The organism is Zoogloea oleivorans (genome assembly GCF_008107625.1).
In the GTDB taxonomy this organism is placed as follows: domain Bacteria; phylum Pseudomonadota; class Gammaproteobacteria; order Burkholderiales; family Rhodocyclaceae; genus Zoogloea; species Zoogloea oleivorans.
The window spans coordinates 181,447-198,859 of the sequence record NZ_SDKK01000009.1; the positions used below are offsets into that span (position 1 = coordinate 181,447).

Consider the following 17,413-nt stretch of genomic DNA (forward strand, 5'->3'; position numbering starts at 1 on the left):
CATCCGACAGCGCATTTTCAGCCCGTTATGGCCGGGCTCGGCGGGATGGCGCAGGCGGCCCGATATTCTTCGGCCAGGCGATCGCACAGTTCGCGCACCGGCGGCGCGTCGTGGATGGTCGCCACGCCGTGGCCGGCACTCCACACGTCGCGCCAGGCCCGGGCCTCGTCGGCCAGGCCCTTCAGTTTGCCCTTGCCAACACCCTGCACCAGTTCGTCACGCTGGTGGCCGAGCTTTTCCAGGCTGGGCCACAGGAAGTTGGCGTTGGTGCCGGAAATGGCGTCGGTGTAGACCACGTCGCCGGCATTCGACGCCATCACCATCTGCTTGTAGCCCTCCTTGGCATAGGACTCGTGGGTGGCGATGAAACGGGTGCCCATGTAGGCGAAGTCGGCCCCCAGGACTTCGGCCGCGCGTACCGCGTAACCGTCGGAAATGGCGCCGCCGAGAATCAGCGTGCCGTCCCAGAATTCGCGAATCTCGCGCACCAGGCTGAAAGCGCTCTGGGTGCCCGCATGGCCGCCGGCACCACTGGCCACGGCGATGACGCCATCCACGCCAGCGGCGATGGCCTTCTTCGCGTGGTAGGCGTGGATCACGTCCGAAAACACCAGCCCGCCGTAAGCATGCACGGCCTTCACCACCTCGCCCGGATGGCCGAGGCTGGTGATCACGAACGGCACCTTGTGCTTGCAGATCAGCGCCAGATCGCTTTCCATCCGCGGGTTGGAGGCGTGGAGGATCAGGTTGATGCCGTAGGGCGAAATCGGTGCCGCAGGATCGGCGGCCTTCGCTGCGGCCAGGGCGGTGCTGATTTCGCCGAGCCAGCCGTCGAGCTGTTCGGCGGTGCGTGCGTTGAGGGCCGGGAAGGTGCCGGCCACGCCGGCCTTGCTGGTTTCGATGACCAGTTCGGGGCCGGATACGAGGAACATCGGGGCGGCAATGGCCGGCAGGCGCATCGCGCCGCGGAAGGCATCGGGTAGGGTCATGCTGTCTCCTGGAATATTTTTGGTTTGGGTGCTGCGGCAGGAAATCTAGCACGCCTGGCCCGGGAGACCGAATGGCCGCTTACTCGACGGCCTCCGGTGCCGGCTTGGGCTTGGGCGTTAGCCTGGGCATGATTTTGGGGATCGTCTTGACGACGCTGCGCACTACCGCGCGCCCGGCACTGACCGCACCGCTCACCGTGGGCAGCGCTGCTTCGAGATGCCATTCCGGCGCCGCCAGCGGCCCCTTGACGCGGATCGGTACGGTAATGCCCCGCAGGCTGGCCAGCAGGCCGTTGTCCGGCCCCACTGGCACCACCAGCAGGGTGACCCGCGAGAGGTAGTCGATCCGGCTTTCGACAAGGTCGATGTCTCCTGCTCCGGTGACGCGGAACACGCCGCTCTTCGCCTGCAGGTCGCTGTTGCGGGCGATGCCCTTGCCGATCTGAAAGCTTGCCGTCACTTCGTCGAAGGTAGTGGTTTCGGCCTCCCGATGGGGCCGCCGGGCAGTCTGGCGCCCCGGAATCAGGCTGCGCCATTCCTTCATTGCCGCGCTGATGTCGATGCCATGCACCACGCCGTTCCGGAAACGCAGGCGGGCCAGCCCCTGCAGGCCAGCCCGTAGTTCCGTCGTCGTCGCACCCGCGCTTGTCACATCGACGAATAGATTGGCGGTGCCGGCAAACTGCGCCTTGCCGATGGCATCCCGCAGCAAGGGGGCGGCGTTGGCGTTTTGCAGGTAAGCCCGATAGGCCAGCTTGTTGCCCTCCGCCGCCAGGGTGAGGCTGCCTTCCACGCTGCCACCGTACAGGCTGGCACTGTGTGCGGTGGACACCAGCCGTCCCCCGTGCAGATTGAGTGGAATGCGCACCCGTTCCAGGTTCAGGCCCCCGGCCTGCAGGCTGCCGATGCGGACCACGCCGTCGACTTCGTAGCCGCGCAGGGCCGAAAAGTCGACCTGGCTGGCCGCTGCGCCGCTGCCCTTTTTACCCGTTGCATCGCCCGGGTCGGCGTCGAACTTGAAACGATCCACATCCACATCGAAACCCAGCGTCAGCGGCGACAGGCGCGGCAGGCTCCAGCTGCCCTGAATATGGCTGCCCTCGCCCTGCAGATCGAGCTTGCCGGCGATGCTGTTGCGGTTGAGGTCGGCCCGGGCGCTGGCGTGCACGGCGATCTTCAGCGGTGTGGCCCCGGCGCGGGACGGCGTGTAGTTCAACTGGCCGCTCAGCGCCGGGGCGTCGAGTAGCCGGGGGCCGCCCTGCCAGCTTGCCGCGCTGACCAGACTGCCGGTGAGGCGGCCGCTGGCCAGACGCCAGTCCACATCGGCGGTGAGCTTGTCGATGTCCAGCCGGCTGCCATTCCCGTGCAGGCCGGCCAGGCGGGTGTGCAGGGCGCCATTGCGGCGCTTGCCGTCCACCCGCAGGGTCGCCTCGATGGCGTCGGCCTCGGGGCCCGAGGCCGACAGGGTGAGGTGTGGTGCGGTGGCCTTGAGTTCCACCGCCTCCCCGTCGGCCTTGCCCCGGGCGATGATGCCGATTCCGGCAAGACGCGGTGGGGCGTCGGTGGTGAGCTGCAGCTCTTCCAGGGTGGCTTCCAGCTCCACGCCCTTTTGCCCGACGAGATCGCCCTGGACGGTGAGTTGTACATCCCGAGCCTGCTGGGTGTTGCCATCGACGTCGATGCGGTAGGCGCCGTGCAACTGCACATGCGCATCGACGGCCGGCGCGGCCTGGGTCAGGCGGGCGTCTAGGTCGAGCTGCCCGTCGGCCTGGCGGCCCAGCTGGCCGGTGTTCAGGTTCAGCTCGGCCAGTGCCAGCTTGCGACCGGTGAGTTCATCCGCCCAGCTCAGTGCCCCGCGATGCACCGCCAGACGGGTCACGTCGAGGGTGATGGGCTGGTTGTCATCGGTGCCGGCGAACAGATCCGCGCCGCTCACCTTGCCGTCCTTGCCGCGTTGCAGGGCCATGCGCAGGCCGTCGACTTCAATCTGGTCCACCACCACCTGGCGGGCCAGCAGCGGCAGCAGGTGTACGCTGACGGTGGCCCGTTCGACGCCGATGAATTCGCCTTCGCCGTTTTTTGCAGACAGGGACGAGGCCGGCAGGCGCAGCGCCAGGCGCGGGAACATGGAGAGTTCCAGCGGGCCGTCGAATTTCAGCACGCGCTGGTAGCGCTGCTTGGCGAAATGGGTCAGCTCGGCGGCCAGCCGGGCGCCGTCGAAGGTTGCGTAGAGATACAGGGCCCCGGTGGCGATCACCGTGCTCAGGCCGCCCAGTACGAAGGCGAGATACTTCAGGTATTTGAAACGCATGTCCGGATAGCCCACAGTCCCGTCGCCCCGATAGTAACCCGGACGCCTCAGACTGCCACCGACGGTGCCGTCTGGAGGCGCAGCGGGAGGCGCAGTTCGAACATGCTGCCCTGGCCGATTTCGCTTTCCACGGTGACGCTGCCACCGTGACGTTCCGCCACGGTTTTCACGATGACCAGTCCGAGGCCGACGCCGGTGGGGCGGTCACGCCCTTCTTCCACGATGCGGCTGAAGCGCTTGAAGAGCCGCGGCAGTGCGTCGGCGGCCATCCCCTCGCCCTGGTCGCGGACGCGGATGACCCAGTCGGTGCCCTCGGCGGACAGGCTCACCGACACCCTGCTGTTGGCGGCGCCGTACTTGATGGCATTGGTGAGCAGGTTGATCACGGCCCGGCGCAGCAGCGAGAAATCGCCGCGTACGATGGCCTCTTCCCGCTCCGCATCGCGGGTGTCCACCTCGACGCGGATGCCGCGCGCGTGGGCCTGGGGCCACACCTCGTCGGCGGCGGAATCGACCAGACCGGCCAGGTCCAGCTCGACGAAGTCCTTCGGGTCGGAGCCCTCGGCGCGTACCAGGCGGAACAGACCATCGGCCAGGTCGAGGGCCGAGCGGGCGTAGCGGGCGATACGCGGGACCTGTTCCAGTTGCATGGCCGGATCGCCCTTGTAGCCCTCGATCAGGGTCAGGATGGAGGCCAGTGGCGCGCGCAGATCGTGGGACAGAAAGTGCATGGTGTCTTCGCGACTGCGCTGGGCTTCGTGCATGGCGGTGACGTCGGCGAGGCCGATGACCCGTCCGGGGCGACCGCTCGACTCGGAGAACAGGTCGGCCACCGACACCAGCAGGTGGCGTTTCTTGTCGGGTGACAGTTCGAACTGGCGGGTGCCCGAAAAACCGCTCAGATCGGGCAAGCCGTCGCGCATGGGCAGGTAGCCGGGCCATGGCAGCTCGCGCAGGGCCACCAGCAGGGAGTCGCTGCGGAAGGCCCGCAGCAGGTGGCGAGCGCGTTCGTTGTGGAGGATGACCCGGTCCATCTGGTCGATCACGACCACCCCGATGGGGAGATGCTCCAGCGTATCGGCGATGAAACGGCGCACATCCCGCTGGTGCTGGGCTGCCTGACGGACGATGCGGATGCGCTGCTCCAGCGGGTCGGCGGCGGAACGACCAGAATAGTCAGCCGGCAGTCCGAGGGGGGTGCCTTCCCGTTCGAGGGCGATCAGCTCGGCATCCAGGTAGCGGTGCGCGGATTCGAGACGCCGCCAGCTCCACAGGGGGTAAGCCAGTGTGCAGCCGAGCACCGCCGGGGCCGGGCCGAACCACCAGCCGCCCAGATGCAGCCCGAGCGCTGCCAGCAGCAAGGCCAGCCCGCCGAGCACAAACGACGCCATCAGGCCGGTGCGCGGCGAGGCATACAGCAGCGACAGCATCAGCCCGACTACCAGGGTGGCGGCAATGGCCGCCGATACCCATGGTGACAGCGGCATCACCGCCACGCCACGGCGCAAGGCGTCGAAGACGTTGGCCTGCACCTCCACACCCGGCATCGGTCGCGACAGTCCGGAGGTGGGCGTGGGCACCGCGTCGGCCATGCCGGCGGCGGTCGCGCCGATCAGCAGGATCTTGCCGCGCAGGGCGTCGGGCGGCACTTCGCCGTTGAGGACGGCGCGGTAGGAATAGTGGGTGTAGGTGCCCGGTGGGCCGGAAAAGGGCATGCGCAGCCAGTCGGCGCGCTGCCACTGCTGGTGGTCCAGGCCTTCGCCGATGGGCGGGGCCGGATAGCGTCGGGCCGCGTCGGGCGCCACTTTCTGGAGCAGGGCCAGGGCCAGCTGGGGGTGACGGGCCGCGCCGAAACCTTCCCACAGATAGACGCTGCGCGCGATGCCGTCAGGATCGAACTCGACCTGGCCGTGGCCGAGCGCGATGGCTGCGTCGGTAAAGGCTTCCAGTGGCAGCACTTCGCCGGTGAGGGTTGAGCCGGTGGTGGCCTGGGTCAGGGGCAGAACGACCCGGCCGTAGGCGCGCATGGCCTGGGCCAGGGCCGCATCGGCCTCCGGATCGTCCCGGCTCGGGGCATCGAGCAGGATGTCTATGACTACCGCCGCCGCATCGACCTCCCGGGCCCGATCGAGCAGCGCGGCGTGGATCCGGCGCGACCAGGGCCAGCGACCGATGCTCGCCAGGCTGGCATCGTCGATGGCGATGATCACCACGTCTTCGCTCGGTGGCCGGGTCCACGATGACAGCACGGCGTCGTAAATGGTCTGGTCTATCCGCCACAGCCAGCCCTCCGTGGCAGCCAGCACGGAAAACAGCGAACACAGGAGCGTTACCGCGAACCATTCAAAGGTGGGACGGCGGACGGTGGCGGAAAGCGATTTCACGGACTCGTTGCGGCGGGCGAGGACAAGGACCACGCGGGCAGGAAGAAGGTTGAGCGGAGCGTCTGGATCCCCGACCAGGGACCGGCGAGGCCGTCCGGATTTGTTGCCCTTACGCGAACGTAATAGCTCCCGGCTGGCGGAAGCGGTACGGTGACGGCCGGTTCGCCGATGCGCTGTTCGGCCAGCAGGTCAGTGAAGGCCTTGTCCCGCGCCAGCTGGAAGTCGTAGATGTGGCCGGGTTCGCCGGGCCAGGCAAAGCGTGCCCGGTCGTTATAGACGGTCAGGCTCGCGGCACCCGGCATTTTGCGGATGTTCAGCTCATGGGCATCGCTCCACGGGCCGCGTTCGCCATTGGCGCGGCGGCTGGCGATGCGCCACTGGTAATCGCCGGCCGGCAGGGCCGGATCGAGTGTGAGGGCGTCGGTGTCGCGCTCTGCCACCAGTGTCGTGAAGGCCGTGTCGTGGGCAACTTGCAAGCGGTAAGCGGTGGCCTCGGCGGCCGGATTCCAGGCCAGGGTGCCGTTGCCGGTTGCACGCGCCACCGGAGGTTCGGGACGGGCGTTGAGCGTGAAAGCATGGCTGGCATCGAAGCCTTCCAGCCCTGCCTCGTCAATGCCCCGCACGCGCAGCCAGTAGCGGCCATCGGGCAGACCTGAAAAACGGGCCGATGCGGTTGGGTAAACACCGGTCATCAGCACATCGGTGAAGTGTTCGTCGCGGGCGACCTGAACCCGATAGGCCACCGCCTTGGCCACCGACGGGAAGGCAAGATGCAGTTCAACCCGTTCGAAGCGCGTCGGTACATCCTTGATCAGCGGGGCCGGCAGCAGGACGCGGGGGGCCGGAATGGCTTCGCCGGGCCGGGCGATCAGCCCGTAGCCGGCCGGCAGGGCCGTTGCTTCGCCACTGGCGCCGCTCATGCGTATCTCGCCACCGGTTACTTCGGCCTGGGCCGCCTGTGAGACGGCATCCGAACCGACCCGGAATGCGGTGCCCCGCACGCCAATGAGGGTCGTCGGGGTGCGGATCTGGTAACGCGCAGCCGGGCCGCGCTGGGCCGCCACGCTTGTCTCGACACGGCCCCGTTCGAGGTGAATCTGGGTGTTCTGGCCGGTAAAGCCGCGGAAGCCCTGCACCTTGTCGAGACGCGCCTCGCTGCCCGGCTGAACGGTCAGCCGGGATTCATCCGGCATGACGAGGGTCACAAAGGCCTCCCCGCTGGTGCGCAGCACCGAGCCGGCGGGGACTTTGGCGTCGACCACCAGGGGGCGTCCGTCCAGTGTCACTTCACCCTGCAGGGCCACTACCCGGGCTGTCCGGGGCTCGACGCGCAGCCAGCTTTCGGGGATCCGCAAGGGGGTGCCCACCGGCATGCGCATCGGACTGCCGATCCGGTTGTGGGTCCGGAGGCCTTTCCAGCCGAAGGGACTGGCGAGGAACTGTTTCTCCAGGCCGATCAGGGTGTCGCCGGCACGGGTTGTGTAAATGACCTCCAGATCCGCGGCGATGCTGCAGGAACAGGCCGCCAGGCCAAGGACTACACTCAGGATGCGGAAGGAGGAGCACGCCACGGAAAAGGTCTTTCGATTGAATTGGGCAACTATAGTAGTTTCAGGCTTCTCGAAGGGTGCAAAACTTCGCAAACTCGCGCTTGTATGCGGGCCTGCATGTTAAATAACGCGCTGGACCGTCTTGCAGGGCACATGTGATCCGCCGGGAGTTCCTCCTGGTTTATCAGAGAGGCGAGAAGATCGTGTTTCTTTGTGCCTTCCCCAATCTTTTCCCACTTTTACAGGAGTTTCTCCATGAGCCTTATCCAGGAGTTCAAGGAATTTGCGATGAAGGGCAACGTCGTCGACCTGGCCGTCGGCGTCATTATCGGTGGTGCCTTCCAGAAAATCGTCGATTCTCTCGTCAAGGACATGATCATGCCGGTTATCGGCAAGCTTCTCGGTGGTGTCGATTTCAAGCATCTGTACATCAACCTTGGCGACAAGGTTTTCGACACCATGGATGCAGCCGAAAAAGCTGGCGCGCCGCTCTTCAAGTACGGCATGTTCGTCAATTCGGTCATCGATTTCCTGATCGTCGCGATGGCCATTTTCGTGGCCATCAAGGCCATGAACAAGCTCAAGCGTGACGAGCCGGCACCGGCACCGGAAGCGCCGCCGGCCGATCCTGAAGACGTGAAGCTGCTGCGGGAAATCCGCGACGCGCTGAAGAAGTAAGCGCGAAGGAACGGGGTTCCCTTGCCGGGAACCCCGTTGGCATCAGGCGGGTGACATCGCCGCTTCGCCGAGGGCGGGCGACTCGGACGGGTCGATCTTCTCCAGCCGATAGCCGAAGTTATAGGTCGGCGTCAGCCGGAAACCGTTTTCCGGACGCAGGTTGAGCTTGCTGCGCACGCGGCTGATGTGGGTGTCCACGGTCCGCGTCGCCAGATCGGGGTTGCGTCCCCAGACGGCTTCCAGCAGGTGTCCGCGGGACAGCAGCCGGCCCAGGTTGCGGAACAGGAAGGCGGCCAGCTCGAATTCCTTGTCGGTCATCTCCACCACCACCCCGTCGATGCTGAGCTCTTTCTTGATCAGATCGAAATGATAGGGCGCCACCGTCAGCGTCTGGCTGGTGTTTTTCGGCTGGGCCCGGCGCAGTACGGCCTCAATACGCGACAGCAGCTCGATGCGGCGCGGCGGTTTGATCAGGTAATCGTCAGCTCCGGCGCTGAATGCATTGGCAATATCTTCTTCGGCATCCCGGGAAGTAATGAAAATCGCCGGCGTTTCGTTGCCGCGCTCAACTCGCAGCCAGCGCAACACCTGTTCGCCGGTCAGATCCGGCAATACCCAGTCCACCAGGAACAAATCAAAGCTTTCGCGGCTCGCAACCCGCATCAGCTCACGGGCCAGTCCAAAGCCATGCACGTCGTGCCCGGCTTCCCTCAGCCAGCCCGTCAATACTTCCATCTGGGCCGGATCGTCTTCGAGAATAGCGAATCGCACGCTGGTCCACCTTTATCGAGAAATTAAGTACGCCAACTCAAGACCGTGCATCACACCCGCCAGTTGAAAATAAAACCGGACGGCATTTATGCATGGTCACCCACATAAGGATTGCTGTCACGTTCCTCGCCAAAATTCGACATCGGTCCGTGGCCGGGAATGAAAACGACATCATTGCCCAATGGCCACAGCTTGTGACGAATCGAATTAATCAGCGCGGCATGGTTGCCACGCGGAAAATCGGTGCGTCCGATGGAACCGGCGAAAAGAACATCTCCCACCGCTGCCAGCCGGGCCGCGGCGCTGAAAAAAACGACATGTCCCGGCGTATGCCCGGGGCAATGAATGACATCGAGCGCTTCGTTGCCCACGCTGACCGTATCGCCATCGAGCAGCCAGCGATCGGGCGTAAATGCCTCGACCTGCGGAAAACCGAACATCTTGCTCTGCTCAGGCAGGGCATTGATCCAGAAGCTGTCTTCGTGCTCAGGCCCTTCGATCGGGATGGTCAGCCGACGGGCCAGCTCGGCAGTGCCACCGGCATGATCGATATGGCCGTGGGTGAGGAGGATTTTCTCCACCGTCAGGCCCAGTTCCTGGACTGCCGCGACAATGCGGTCCACATCACCGCCGGGGTCGACGACAGCCGCCTTGCGGGTCACATCGCACCACAGCACGGAGCAATTCTGTTCAAAGGGGGTGACGGGAACGATCTTGTATCGAAGCATGATGGAAAAGTCTGCCGGACCGGTCTTGATTAAGAGATCTACTGAATACGCCTTGGCTGCCAATTATTCAATACCGACATCCGGACTCGTTGTATGCAGCAAAGTTTATCACGCAGCAAATCGGTCACCACAAACCCTGTCGCCTCCCGAGTGGCCGGGAGTGCTGCCTGACACCCTTGTTTTCATTCCACAGCCATTTGGGATGATGCAAATGTCAGAAACTCATTCTGCAAGCCCGACAGGCTCATCAGGCACCGGCGGGAGATGTCCATGAGTAGATGCCGGAAGGCCTTCCAGCCTCAAAGCCTCATTGTCGCTGAATAAATGGCGAGAGCATTGCGGTGCCCGCGCACGATTCTTTCTCGGACAGAACGGTATTTGGGTGGGGGACACAAAAGTGCCAGGGGAGGCCCGGCAGGCGGCAGGCAAACTCAGCGCGGTGCGACGTAGCCCGGCGGTCGGGATTCGGTGAGGGTGATGTAACGGCTGCGGTCCTGCTCGTAGCGGGTGCGAATGGATTCGATGTCGCGCCGTTTGGCTTCGATGACCGAAGTCTGGGCCGACAGTTCGCTGTCCATATCCCGCACGGCGGCGGCGAGGGTCGTCGGCATGGCCCGCTTTTGGTAGAACTCGATCTCCCGATTGAGCGCCTCACGCCTTTTCATGAGCTGCTCATGACGGGCCTCGGCCTGTTTGAGTTCAAGCTCCACGCCTTCGATGGCCCGATCGCGACGGGCGTCGATGTCGGCCACGCTGGAGTAGGTTTCCAGCAGCGACTGGTTGCGCCGCATTTCTGCCCGCTGGCGGGTCAGTTCGGCGCGGCGGGCACGCTCCTCGGCTTCCCGCCGGGCCAGTTGTTCCGGTGTCGGCGGGGCTTCCACTACTCGGCGGACCGTACCCTGGGGGCTCATTTCCCGATAGCTTTTGCCGAAACACTGGGGCGGCAGTACATCGCCACACACCTGGTGCCCGTTATCCACGCAGCAGAAGACACTCCCCCGCGAGGACGTCTGAGCCCCCACCGGAAAAGCCGCCCACAGCGCACAGAACAGAACCAGGCGTTGCATGGCTTCAGGCAATTCCCGTGACGCCGTAGGCTTCGCGGTAACGTTCAACCGCATCCAGATTGGCCTGTAGCGCCGGACTGTCGGCCAGGTAGCCGATCAGATCCTTCAGGGTGGCGACGGCCAGCACGGGAATCCCGTAGGTGTCACGTACCTCTTGTACCGCCGACAGGCTGCCGGTGCCGCGTTCCATGCGGTCGAGGGCGATCACCACCACCGACGGCGTGGCGCCGTGGGCCCGAATGATCTCGACGGATTCGCGCACCGAGGTGCCGGCGGAGATCACGTCGTCGAGAATCGCCACCCGGCCGGCCAGTGGTGCGCCAACCAGGGTGCCGCCTTCGCCGTGGTCCTTGGCTTCCTTGCGGTTGAAACAGAAAGGCAGGTTATGCCCCCGTTCGGCCAGCCGCATGGACGTGCCAGCCACGAGGGGAATGCCTTTGTAGGCCGGGCCGAAGAGCATGTCGCAGGGCAGATCGGCAGCAAGCAGCGTGCGCGCATAAAAGTCGCACAGCGTGCCGAAGGACGCGCCATCGTTGAAGAGGCCCGCGTTGAAAAAATAGGGAGAGAGACGGCCCGCCTTGGTGACGAACTCTCCAAACCTCAGTACGCCCTTATCGCAGGAAAGGGCGATGAAATCACGGCTAAAATCCACGGTACTCCCAACAGAATCGATCCATATTAAACAAAATGTTACGCGTCGTTACCGCCAATCTCAACGGCATCCGCTCCGCAAGCGTGAAAGGTTTCCTCTCCTGGCTCAACAAGCAGAATGCCGATGTCGTTTGTCTGCAGGAACTGAAAGCCCAGATCCCGGACCTGACGCCGGAAATGCGCAATCCAGGCGAGTTCAGGGGCTATTTTCACTGCGCGGCCAAAAAAGGCTACAGCGGAGTGGGCATATACGCCAGAAAAAGCCCGGACCGCATTATCGAAGGTATCGGCAACGAAGAGTTCGATCTTGAGGGGCGTTATCTGCAGGCTGACTTCGGAAATTTATCAGTCATATCCCTGTACCTTCCGTCAGGCTCCAGCTCAGAGGAGCGGCAGGCCGCCAAGTTCCGCTTCATGGAACTCTTCCTGCCGCGCATGGCCGCGCTGCGGGCCAGCGGTCGGGATGTGGTGGTGTGCGGCGACTGGAACATCGCCCACAAGGAAATCGACCTGAAAAACTGGAAGTCCAACCAGAAGAACTCCGGCTTCCTGCCCGAGGAGCGCGTCTGGCTGACCCGCCTGTTCGACGAACAGGGCTGGGTGGACGCCTACCGCCGGCTCCATCCCGAGGCCACCGAGGCCTGCTACACCTGGTGGTCCAACCGCGGCCAGGCTTGGGCCAAGAATGTCGGCTGGCGTCTCGACTACCAGCTCGCCACCCCGGAACTCGCCGCCCGCAGCCTGCGCGCCGCTGTCTACAAGGACGAGCGCTTCAGTGACCACTCGCCGCTGACCGTCGACTACGACCTGCCCTTTATCGACTGAAACCTGACCGACGACCTGCCTTCACAGGTCGTCGGTTCATCATAGTATTTGACAATCATATTGTTTTAATCAATCAATTTCACACATCATCATCCAGGCCGTACGATGAACTCCATCGAATCCGACTGCACACATTCAAGGAGAAACATCATGGCAAACCCCTTCCACGATCCCGCCTCGGCCACCATCCAGAACCTCGAATCCGCCTTCGCCGGCGAATCGATGGCCCACATCAAGTACCGCTATTTCGCCAAAATCTGCCGCGAGATGGGCGACGAAGAAACCGCCCAGGCCTTCGATGCGACCGCCGACCAGGAGGTCATGCACGCCTTCGGCCACCTCGACTTGCTCTACCCGAAGGCCAGGATGAGCCCGGCCCGCGCCCTTCAGTTCGCCATCGAAGGCGAAACCCACGAGTACACCGAGATGTATCCGTCCTTCCGCCACGCCGCGGTCGCCGAGGGTCATGACGCTGCGGTAAAGGAAATCGACGAGCAGATCGCCGAATCGAAGGAACACGCCGAACAGTTCAAGGCCGTGCTCGAAAAGGCCGCCAAGCGGTTCGCTGCCCTTGCCAAGGTCGAAGAGCGCCATGCCGCCCACTACCAGGCCGCCCTCGACAAGATCAGCGTCTGAACGAACTCACCCGCCAAGCAAACCGGATAAAGGAAAACATCATGAAAAGCTTTCAGTGCATCGTATGTGGCTTCATCTACGACGAAACCGCCGGCCTTCCCGCCGAAGGCATCGCCCCCGGCACCCGCTGGGCCGACATCCCCGAAGACTGGGCCTGCCCGGACTGCGGCGTGGCCAAGTCCGACTTCGAAATGATTGAGATCTGAGCCTTCCATGACCGCCCCCATCCTCATCCTCGGTACCGGCCTCGCGGGCTACAACCTGGCCCGCGAGATCCGCAAGCTCGACAAGACCACGCCCATCGTGCTGGTCAGCCGCGATGCGGCGCCCTTCTACGCCAAACCGATGCTCTCCAACGCCCTGGCCGGCGGCAAGACGGCCCAGTCGCTGGTGATGAAATCAGCCGAGAAAATGGCCGAAGAGCTGGACGCCCGCATCCTGGCCCACCGGCAGGTGCAGGCCATCGACCCGGCGGCCCGCCGGGTGACGCTGGATGGAGGCGAAAGCCTCGACTATCGTGACCTCGTGCTGGCTCTTGGCGCCGATCCGATCCGCTTGCCGCTCACCGGCGACGCTGCCGCCGACGTGCTGTCGGTGAACGATCTGGACGACTTCGCCCGCTTCAGCGCCCGGCTTGAGGGCGTCAAACACATCGCCATCCTCGGCGCCGGCCTGATCGGCTGCGAATTCGCCAACGACCTGCTCGCTCGCGGCATTGCCCCGACGGTGCTCGACCCGGCCCCGTGGCCCCTCGGGCGCCTGCTGCCGGAAGCGGCCGGTGCCTTTTTCCGTGCCCGTCTGGAAGCCGCCGGGGCGACTTTCCGCCTGGGCGTTGCGGCCAGCACGGTGAATAAAGGCGCAAGCGGCTACCGCCTTGAACTCAACGACGGCAGCCTGCTTGACACCGATCTGGTCCTGTCGGCCGTCGGCCTGCGTGCCCGCACCAGCCTCGCGGCGTCTGCCGGGCTGGCGGTGAATCGGGGCGTGGTGGTCAATCGTCAGCTCGCCAGCAGCGATCCGCACATTTTTGCGGTAGGCGACTGTGCCGAAGTGGAAGGCCTCAGCCTGCCCTTCGTCATGCCGATCATGCAGCAGGTGCGGGCCCTCGCCAAAACCCTCGGCGGCACGCCCACCGACGTGAGCTACCCGCCCATGCCGGTGCTGGTGAAGACGCCGGCGATCCCGACGGTAGTCGCTCCGCCAGCGCCTGGTCAGGCCGGCGAATGGACGATCGAAACGACAGAAGACGGCCTCGAAGCCCTCTTCAAGGCCACCGATGCCAGCCTCAAGGGTTTCGCCCTGCTCGGCAGCGCCACGGCCCGCAAGCAGGCGCTGACACCGCAACTCCCGGCTCAGCTCTGATCCATCCCCGAGACTGAAAATTCCACTCCGCAAACAGTCATAAAAAATCAGTACACAGACATTTTTTGCTGTGTTTTTTGTCTGTTCATGGACAGGCCGATTATGTCATCGGCTACGGTATATTTCTTGGTGCAGCCCCCATCCAAGGAATGTCCATGGCCCAAGTCGTCCTGTCGTTTTTCCTCGGTTTTGTACTTTTCACCGGTGTCGCCAGTGGCGCTGAACCGGCTCTGAAGGCAGTCGAAACCGCCCTGCCTCCCTCCCGTCATGTGGTGCAGCTCGGCGATCAGGAAGTCGTCGAGATCAGCAAGGGTTTCAAGGCGTTCTCCGCCGAAGCCCGGGCCCGCACCATTTCTCGTCGAATCGCCGAAATCGCCGCTGAAATGCCCCTGCCCGCACTCAGCGTGGAGGAAAGCGATATCTCCAGCGACATCATGGCCGGCGAGCAGGTGCTGATGTCGGTCTTTGATGCCGACGCCGAGGCCGCCGGCAAACCTCGTGCCGCGCTGGCGGCCGATCACGCCAGAGCCTTCTTTGAAGCGCTCGCCCGTTACCAGTCCACTCACAGCCACGAAGCCCTTCTCACTGGCGCTGCCAAAACCGCCGGCACCCTCCTCGCCCTGCTGGCCCTGTTGATCCTCTTCGAGCGGGGCAACCGCCGCCTGCGGGAGGCGATTTTGAAGCGCGCCGACACCACCATCGCCGACATGGAGCGCAAGACCTTCAGCCTCGTCCGTGCCAATCACATCCGCGTACCGCTACTGGCTCTGCTCCACGGCATCCGGGTCACGGTGCTGGCGCTGCTGATCTACGCCGCCATCGACCTGTCCCTGTCCTATTTTCCGCAAACGCGGCGCTTTGCCGCCCAGCTCTCGGATCTGGTCCTCGGCCCCCTCGGCAACTTGGGCAGCAGCGTGCTGACCGCCATTCCCGGCTTGCTGGTGATTGCCATCATCGTACTCATCACCCGCTGGCTGACCCGCAGCAGTGCCTTCATTTTCGACCGGGTTGCCGACGGGCGCATCCACTTCGAAGGCTTCTACCCCGAATGGGCGATTCCCACCCGCCGCATCATCAACCTGCTACTTGTCGTCGGTGCAGTGATGATCGCCTACCCCTACATCCCGGGTTCCGATTCGGCCGCCTTCAAGGGCGTGTCGATCTTCCTTGGCGTGCTCTTCTCGCTGGGTTCCAGCGGCGTGATTTCCAACGTTGTCACCGGTTTCATGATCACTTACATGCGTGCCTTCAAGGTTGGCGACGTGGTCAAGATCGGCGAGACCACCGGTGTGGTGGTCGAAAGCTCGCTGCTCGTCACTCGCCTGCGCACCATCCGCAACATCGAAATCACCGTACCCAATGCCCAGATCCTCAACGGGCAGGTCACCAACTTCAGCGTCACCGGCAAGCCCACGGTGTCCACCCAGCTGACCATCGGCTACGACACGCCGTGGCGCCAGGTGCACGCCATGCTGCTTGGCGCCGCTGCCCGCACGCCGGGCATCGTCGATCAGCCGCCCGCCTTCGTGCTGCAAACCGCGCTGGAGGATTTCTACATCCGCTACGAACTCATGTGCGTGGTCGAGACGCCGGAGCGCATGCCGCACATCCTGTCCCGGCTTCACCAGAACATTCTCGACACCTTCAACGAGCACGGCGTGCAGATTATGTCGCCGCACTTTATCGACAACCCGGACTCCCCGGCACTTGTGCCGAAAAGCCAATGGCATGCCGCCCCGGCCAGACCACCCGGGGAGGGCTGACGCCAGGCCGCCCGAAGCCTGGTCTTGACCCAATTCAGTCAATCGACTAAACTAAATAAGTCGATTGACTGAATTATCTCCATCCCCGCCTGCAGGCCTTTTCCATGAACGTTCCCCTTCCCCACATTCCAGTTCGCTCCGACGGTGCCCAGGCCCGCCAGCGGCTCCTCTACACGGCCCTCCATCTGTTCGCTGAAAAGGGCTACCAGAAGACTTCCACCCGCATGATTGCCGACACCGCCGGCGTCAATCTGGGGGCCATCACCTACTATTTCGGGGACAAGCCCGGCCTCTACCGGGCCGTTTTCAGCGAATCCTTTTGCGATGCTTCTGCCATACCCGAGGTCGTCACGGCCCGCAGTTGCCTGCCGGACTTCATGGCGCGCGGGTTGTCTGCCGACGAAGCTTTGGCCGGGTTCTTCCGCAAATTCCTGCAGCCCCTCAAGCAGGGCGAGCAAATCCGCCTGATCATGCGTCTGCATTTCCGCGAGCTCGCCGAGCCCACCGGCGTGCTTGAACGGGCCGTGGATGAAGAGATCAGCGCCCTGTATGTGGCCCTGGCCGACCTTATGGCCTATGGCCTCGGGGTGCCGGCCACCGACCCGGACGCCCGTCGCCTGGCGCACGGCATCCTCGGTCTGGCCTTTCACTTCTTCGTGACCCAGGATCTGGTGGTCCAGGTCTCACCGGAACTCGTCGCCACCCCCGAATCCATCGACATCCTGGCCGAGCGCCTCGCCACCTACGCAGAAGGCATGATCGATGCCGAAAGCCGCCGGCGCCGTCGTCGACCCACGGTAAGCCCGTCATGAAACGCAACCTGCCTGCCCTGACCCTGCTGATCCTCCTGCCCGCCTGCTCCTTGTTGCCCCGGGTCGGCCCCGACTACCAGGCGCCGATCGTCAAGGCGCCCGCTGCCTGGCAAACCCCGATGCCCCACGGCGGCAATCTGGCCGCGTTGACCGACTGGTGGCGCCAGCTCGACGACCCGCTGCTCAGCACCCTCATCGATGCCGCCCAGCGTGAAAGCGCCAGCCTCGCCCAGGCCCGCGCCCGCATCGTGCAGGCCCGCTCGATGGCCGTTGGCGCCGGCGTGGCCGGCCTGCCGACCCTCGACGCCAGCCTCGCCGCCAAGCGCGCCGCCTTCACCTTCGGCAGCCCCACCACCTTCCAGACCACCCGCCAGGCCGGCCTGATGGCCAACTGGGAGATCGACCTCTTCGGCGGCATCGCCCGCGACCAGGAAGGCGCCGAAGCCCGCCTCGCCGCCACCCAGGCGCGCTGGCACGAGGCCCGCGTCTCGGTGGCCGCCGAAACCGCCAACGCCTACCTGCAGCTGCGCTACCAGGAACGCCGCGTCGCCCAGGCCGAAGCCGACGCCGCCTCGCGCGCCGAAACCGCCCGTCTCACCAGCGCCCTCGGCCGGGCCGGTTTCAGCGCCCCGGCGCAGGTCGCCTTGGCCACCGCCGGTGCTGCCGACGGGGCCAGCACCCTCGCTGAACTGCGTGCCGAGCGCGATCGCCAGATCAAGGCCCTGGTCGCCCTCACAGCCTTCGACGAAGCCGACCTGCGTCGCCAGCTCGCCAGCGCCAGCGGCCGCTTCCCTCGCCCCGCCCGCTTCGTCGTCGATGCCTTGCCGGCGCAACTCCTCGTCCAGCGCCCCGACGTGGCCGCCGCCGAGCGCGATCTTGCCGCCGC

16 protein-coding genes are annotated in these 17,413 nt (G+C 64.7%); 8 read left to right on the forward strand and 8 right to left on the reverse strand.

The genetic code is table 11. The annotated features are described in order from the left end of the window. Nucleotides 1-17: 17 nt before the first annotated feature. The 4 genes from ETQ85_RS11440 to ETQ85_RS11455 form a co-directional block, all read right to left on the reverse strand. The gene (locus ETQ85_RS11440) at nt 18-989 is read right to left on the reverse strand and encodes an NAD(P)H-dependent flavin oxidoreductase (protein ID WP_148579185.1); all 972 of its coding nucleotides are present in this window, start codon (nt 987-989) and stop codon (nt 18-20) included. Between the two features lie 79 nt (nt 990-1,068). After that, the gene (locus ETQ85_RS11445; RefSeq protein WP_148579186.1) at nt 1,069-3,300 is read right to left on the reverse strand and encodes an AsmA family protein; all 2,232 of its coding nucleotides are present in this window, start codon (nt 3,298-3,300) and stop codon (nt 1,069-1,071) included. A gap of 47 nt (nt 3,301-3,347) precedes the next feature. After that, nucleotides 3,348-5,684, reverse strand: a complete 2,337-nt coding sequence (locus ETQ85_RS11450; protein ID WP_148579187.1) for a CHASE2 domain-containing protein — start codon at nt 5,682-5,684, stop codon at nt 3,348-3,350. Next, nucleotides 5,681-7,255, reverse strand: coding sequence for a FecR family protein (locus ETQ85_RS11455; RefSeq protein WP_148579188.1), 1,575 nt, complete (start codon nt 7,253-7,255; stop codon nt 5,681-5,683). Before ETQ85_RS11455 ends, ETQ85_RS11450 begins: the two co-directional genes overlap by 4 nt. 234 nt (nt 7,256-7,489) lie before the next feature. Here ETQ85_RS11455 and mscL point away from each other — a divergent pair, with 234 nt between their 5' ends. Then, the gene (gene mscL / locus ETQ85_RS11460; RefSeq protein ID WP_148579189.1) at nt 7,490-7,912 is read left to right on the forward strand and encodes a large conductance mechanosensitive channel protein MscL; all 423 of its coding nucleotides are present in this window, start codon (nt 7,490-7,492) and stop codon (nt 7,910-7,912) included. A 42-nt stretch (nt 7,913-7,954) separates the two neighbouring features. On the opposite strand, the gene ETQ85_RS11465 is transcribed toward mscL, so the two are convergent. The 4 genes from ETQ85_RS11465 to pyrE all read right to left on the reverse strand — a co-directional run bounded on the left by ETQ85_RS11465 (nt 7,955) and on the right by pyrE (nt 11,130). Then, nucleotides 7,955-8,683: a response regulator transcription factor gene (locus tag ETQ85_RS11465; protein ID WP_222862138.1), complete on the reverse strand. Its 729-nt coding sequence runs from the start codon at nt 8,681-8,683 to the stop codon at nt 7,955-7,957. Nucleotides 8,684-8,769: 86 nt separating this feature from the next. Then, entirely contained in the window at nt 8,770-9,411 is a 642-nt protein-coding gene (locus tag ETQ85_RS11470; protein WP_148579237.1) for an MBL fold metallo-hydrolase, read from the reverse strand. A gap of 431 nt (nt 9,412-9,842) precedes the next feature. Next, on the reverse strand, nt 9,843-10,478 hold the full coding sequence (locus tag ETQ85_RS11475; protein ID WP_148579190.1) for a hypothetical protein: 636 nt from the start codon (nt 10,476-10,478) through the stop codon (nt 9,843-9,845). A gap of 4 nt (nt 10,479-10,482) precedes the next feature. Next, nucleotides 10,483-11,130 (reverse strand): orotate phosphoribosyltransferase, encoded by a 648-nt coding sequence (gene pyrE, locus ETQ85_RS11480; protein WP_148579191.1) that lies wholly within the window; start codon nt 11,128-11,130, stop codon nt 10,483-10,485. Nucleotides 11,131-11,165: 35 nt separating this feature from the next. On the opposite strand from pyrE, the gene ETQ85_RS11485 reads away from it, so the two are divergent. The 7 genes from ETQ85_RS11485 to ETQ85_RS11515 form a co-directional block, all read left to right on the forward strand. After that, nucleotides 11,166-11,954, forward strand: a complete 789-nt coding sequence (locus ETQ85_RS11485) for an exodeoxyribonuclease III (RefSeq protein WP_148579192.1) — start codon at nt 11,166-11,168, stop codon at nt 11,952-11,954. Between the two features lie 150 nt (nt 11,955-12,104). Further along, on the forward strand, nt 12,105-12,590 hold the full coding sequence (locus ETQ85_RS11490; protein ID WP_148579193.1) for a rubrerythrin family protein: 486 nt from the start codon (nt 12,105-12,107) through the stop codon (nt 12,588-12,590). Between the two features lie 41 nt (nt 12,591-12,631). Continuing rightward, nucleotides 12,632-12,796, forward strand: a complete 165-nt coding sequence (locus tag ETQ85_RS11495; RefSeq protein ID WP_148579194.1) for a rubredoxin — start codon at nt 12,632-12,634, stop codon at nt 12,794-12,796. Nucleotides 12,797-12,803: 7 nt separating this feature from the next. Continuing rightward, the gene (locus ETQ85_RS11500) at nt 12,804-13,952 is read left to right on the forward strand and encodes an NAD(P)/FAD-dependent oxidoreductase (protein ID WP_148579195.1); all 1,149 of its coding nucleotides are present in this window, start codon (nt 12,804-12,806) and stop codon (nt 13,950-13,952) included. Between the two features lie 155 nt (nt 13,953-14,107). After that, nucleotides 14,108-15,715, forward strand: coding sequence for a mechanosensitive ion channel family protein (locus tag ETQ85_RS11505; protein ID WP_187394679.1), 1,608 nt, complete (start codon nt 14,108-14,110; stop codon nt 15,713-15,715). A gap of 104 nt (nt 15,716-15,819) precedes the next feature. Next, a complete protein-coding gene (locus tag ETQ85_RS11510) occupies nt 15,820-16,527 on the forward strand; it encodes a TetR/AcrR family transcriptional regulator (RefSeq protein WP_148579197.1) in 708 nt (235 codons plus the stop codon). Beyond that, on the forward strand, nt 16,524-17,413 hold an 890-nt coding region (locus ETQ85_RS11515), incomplete at its 3' end, for a TolC family protein (RefSeq protein ID WP_187394680.1). The genes ETQ85_RS11510 and ETQ85_RS11515, both read left to right, overlap by 4 nt.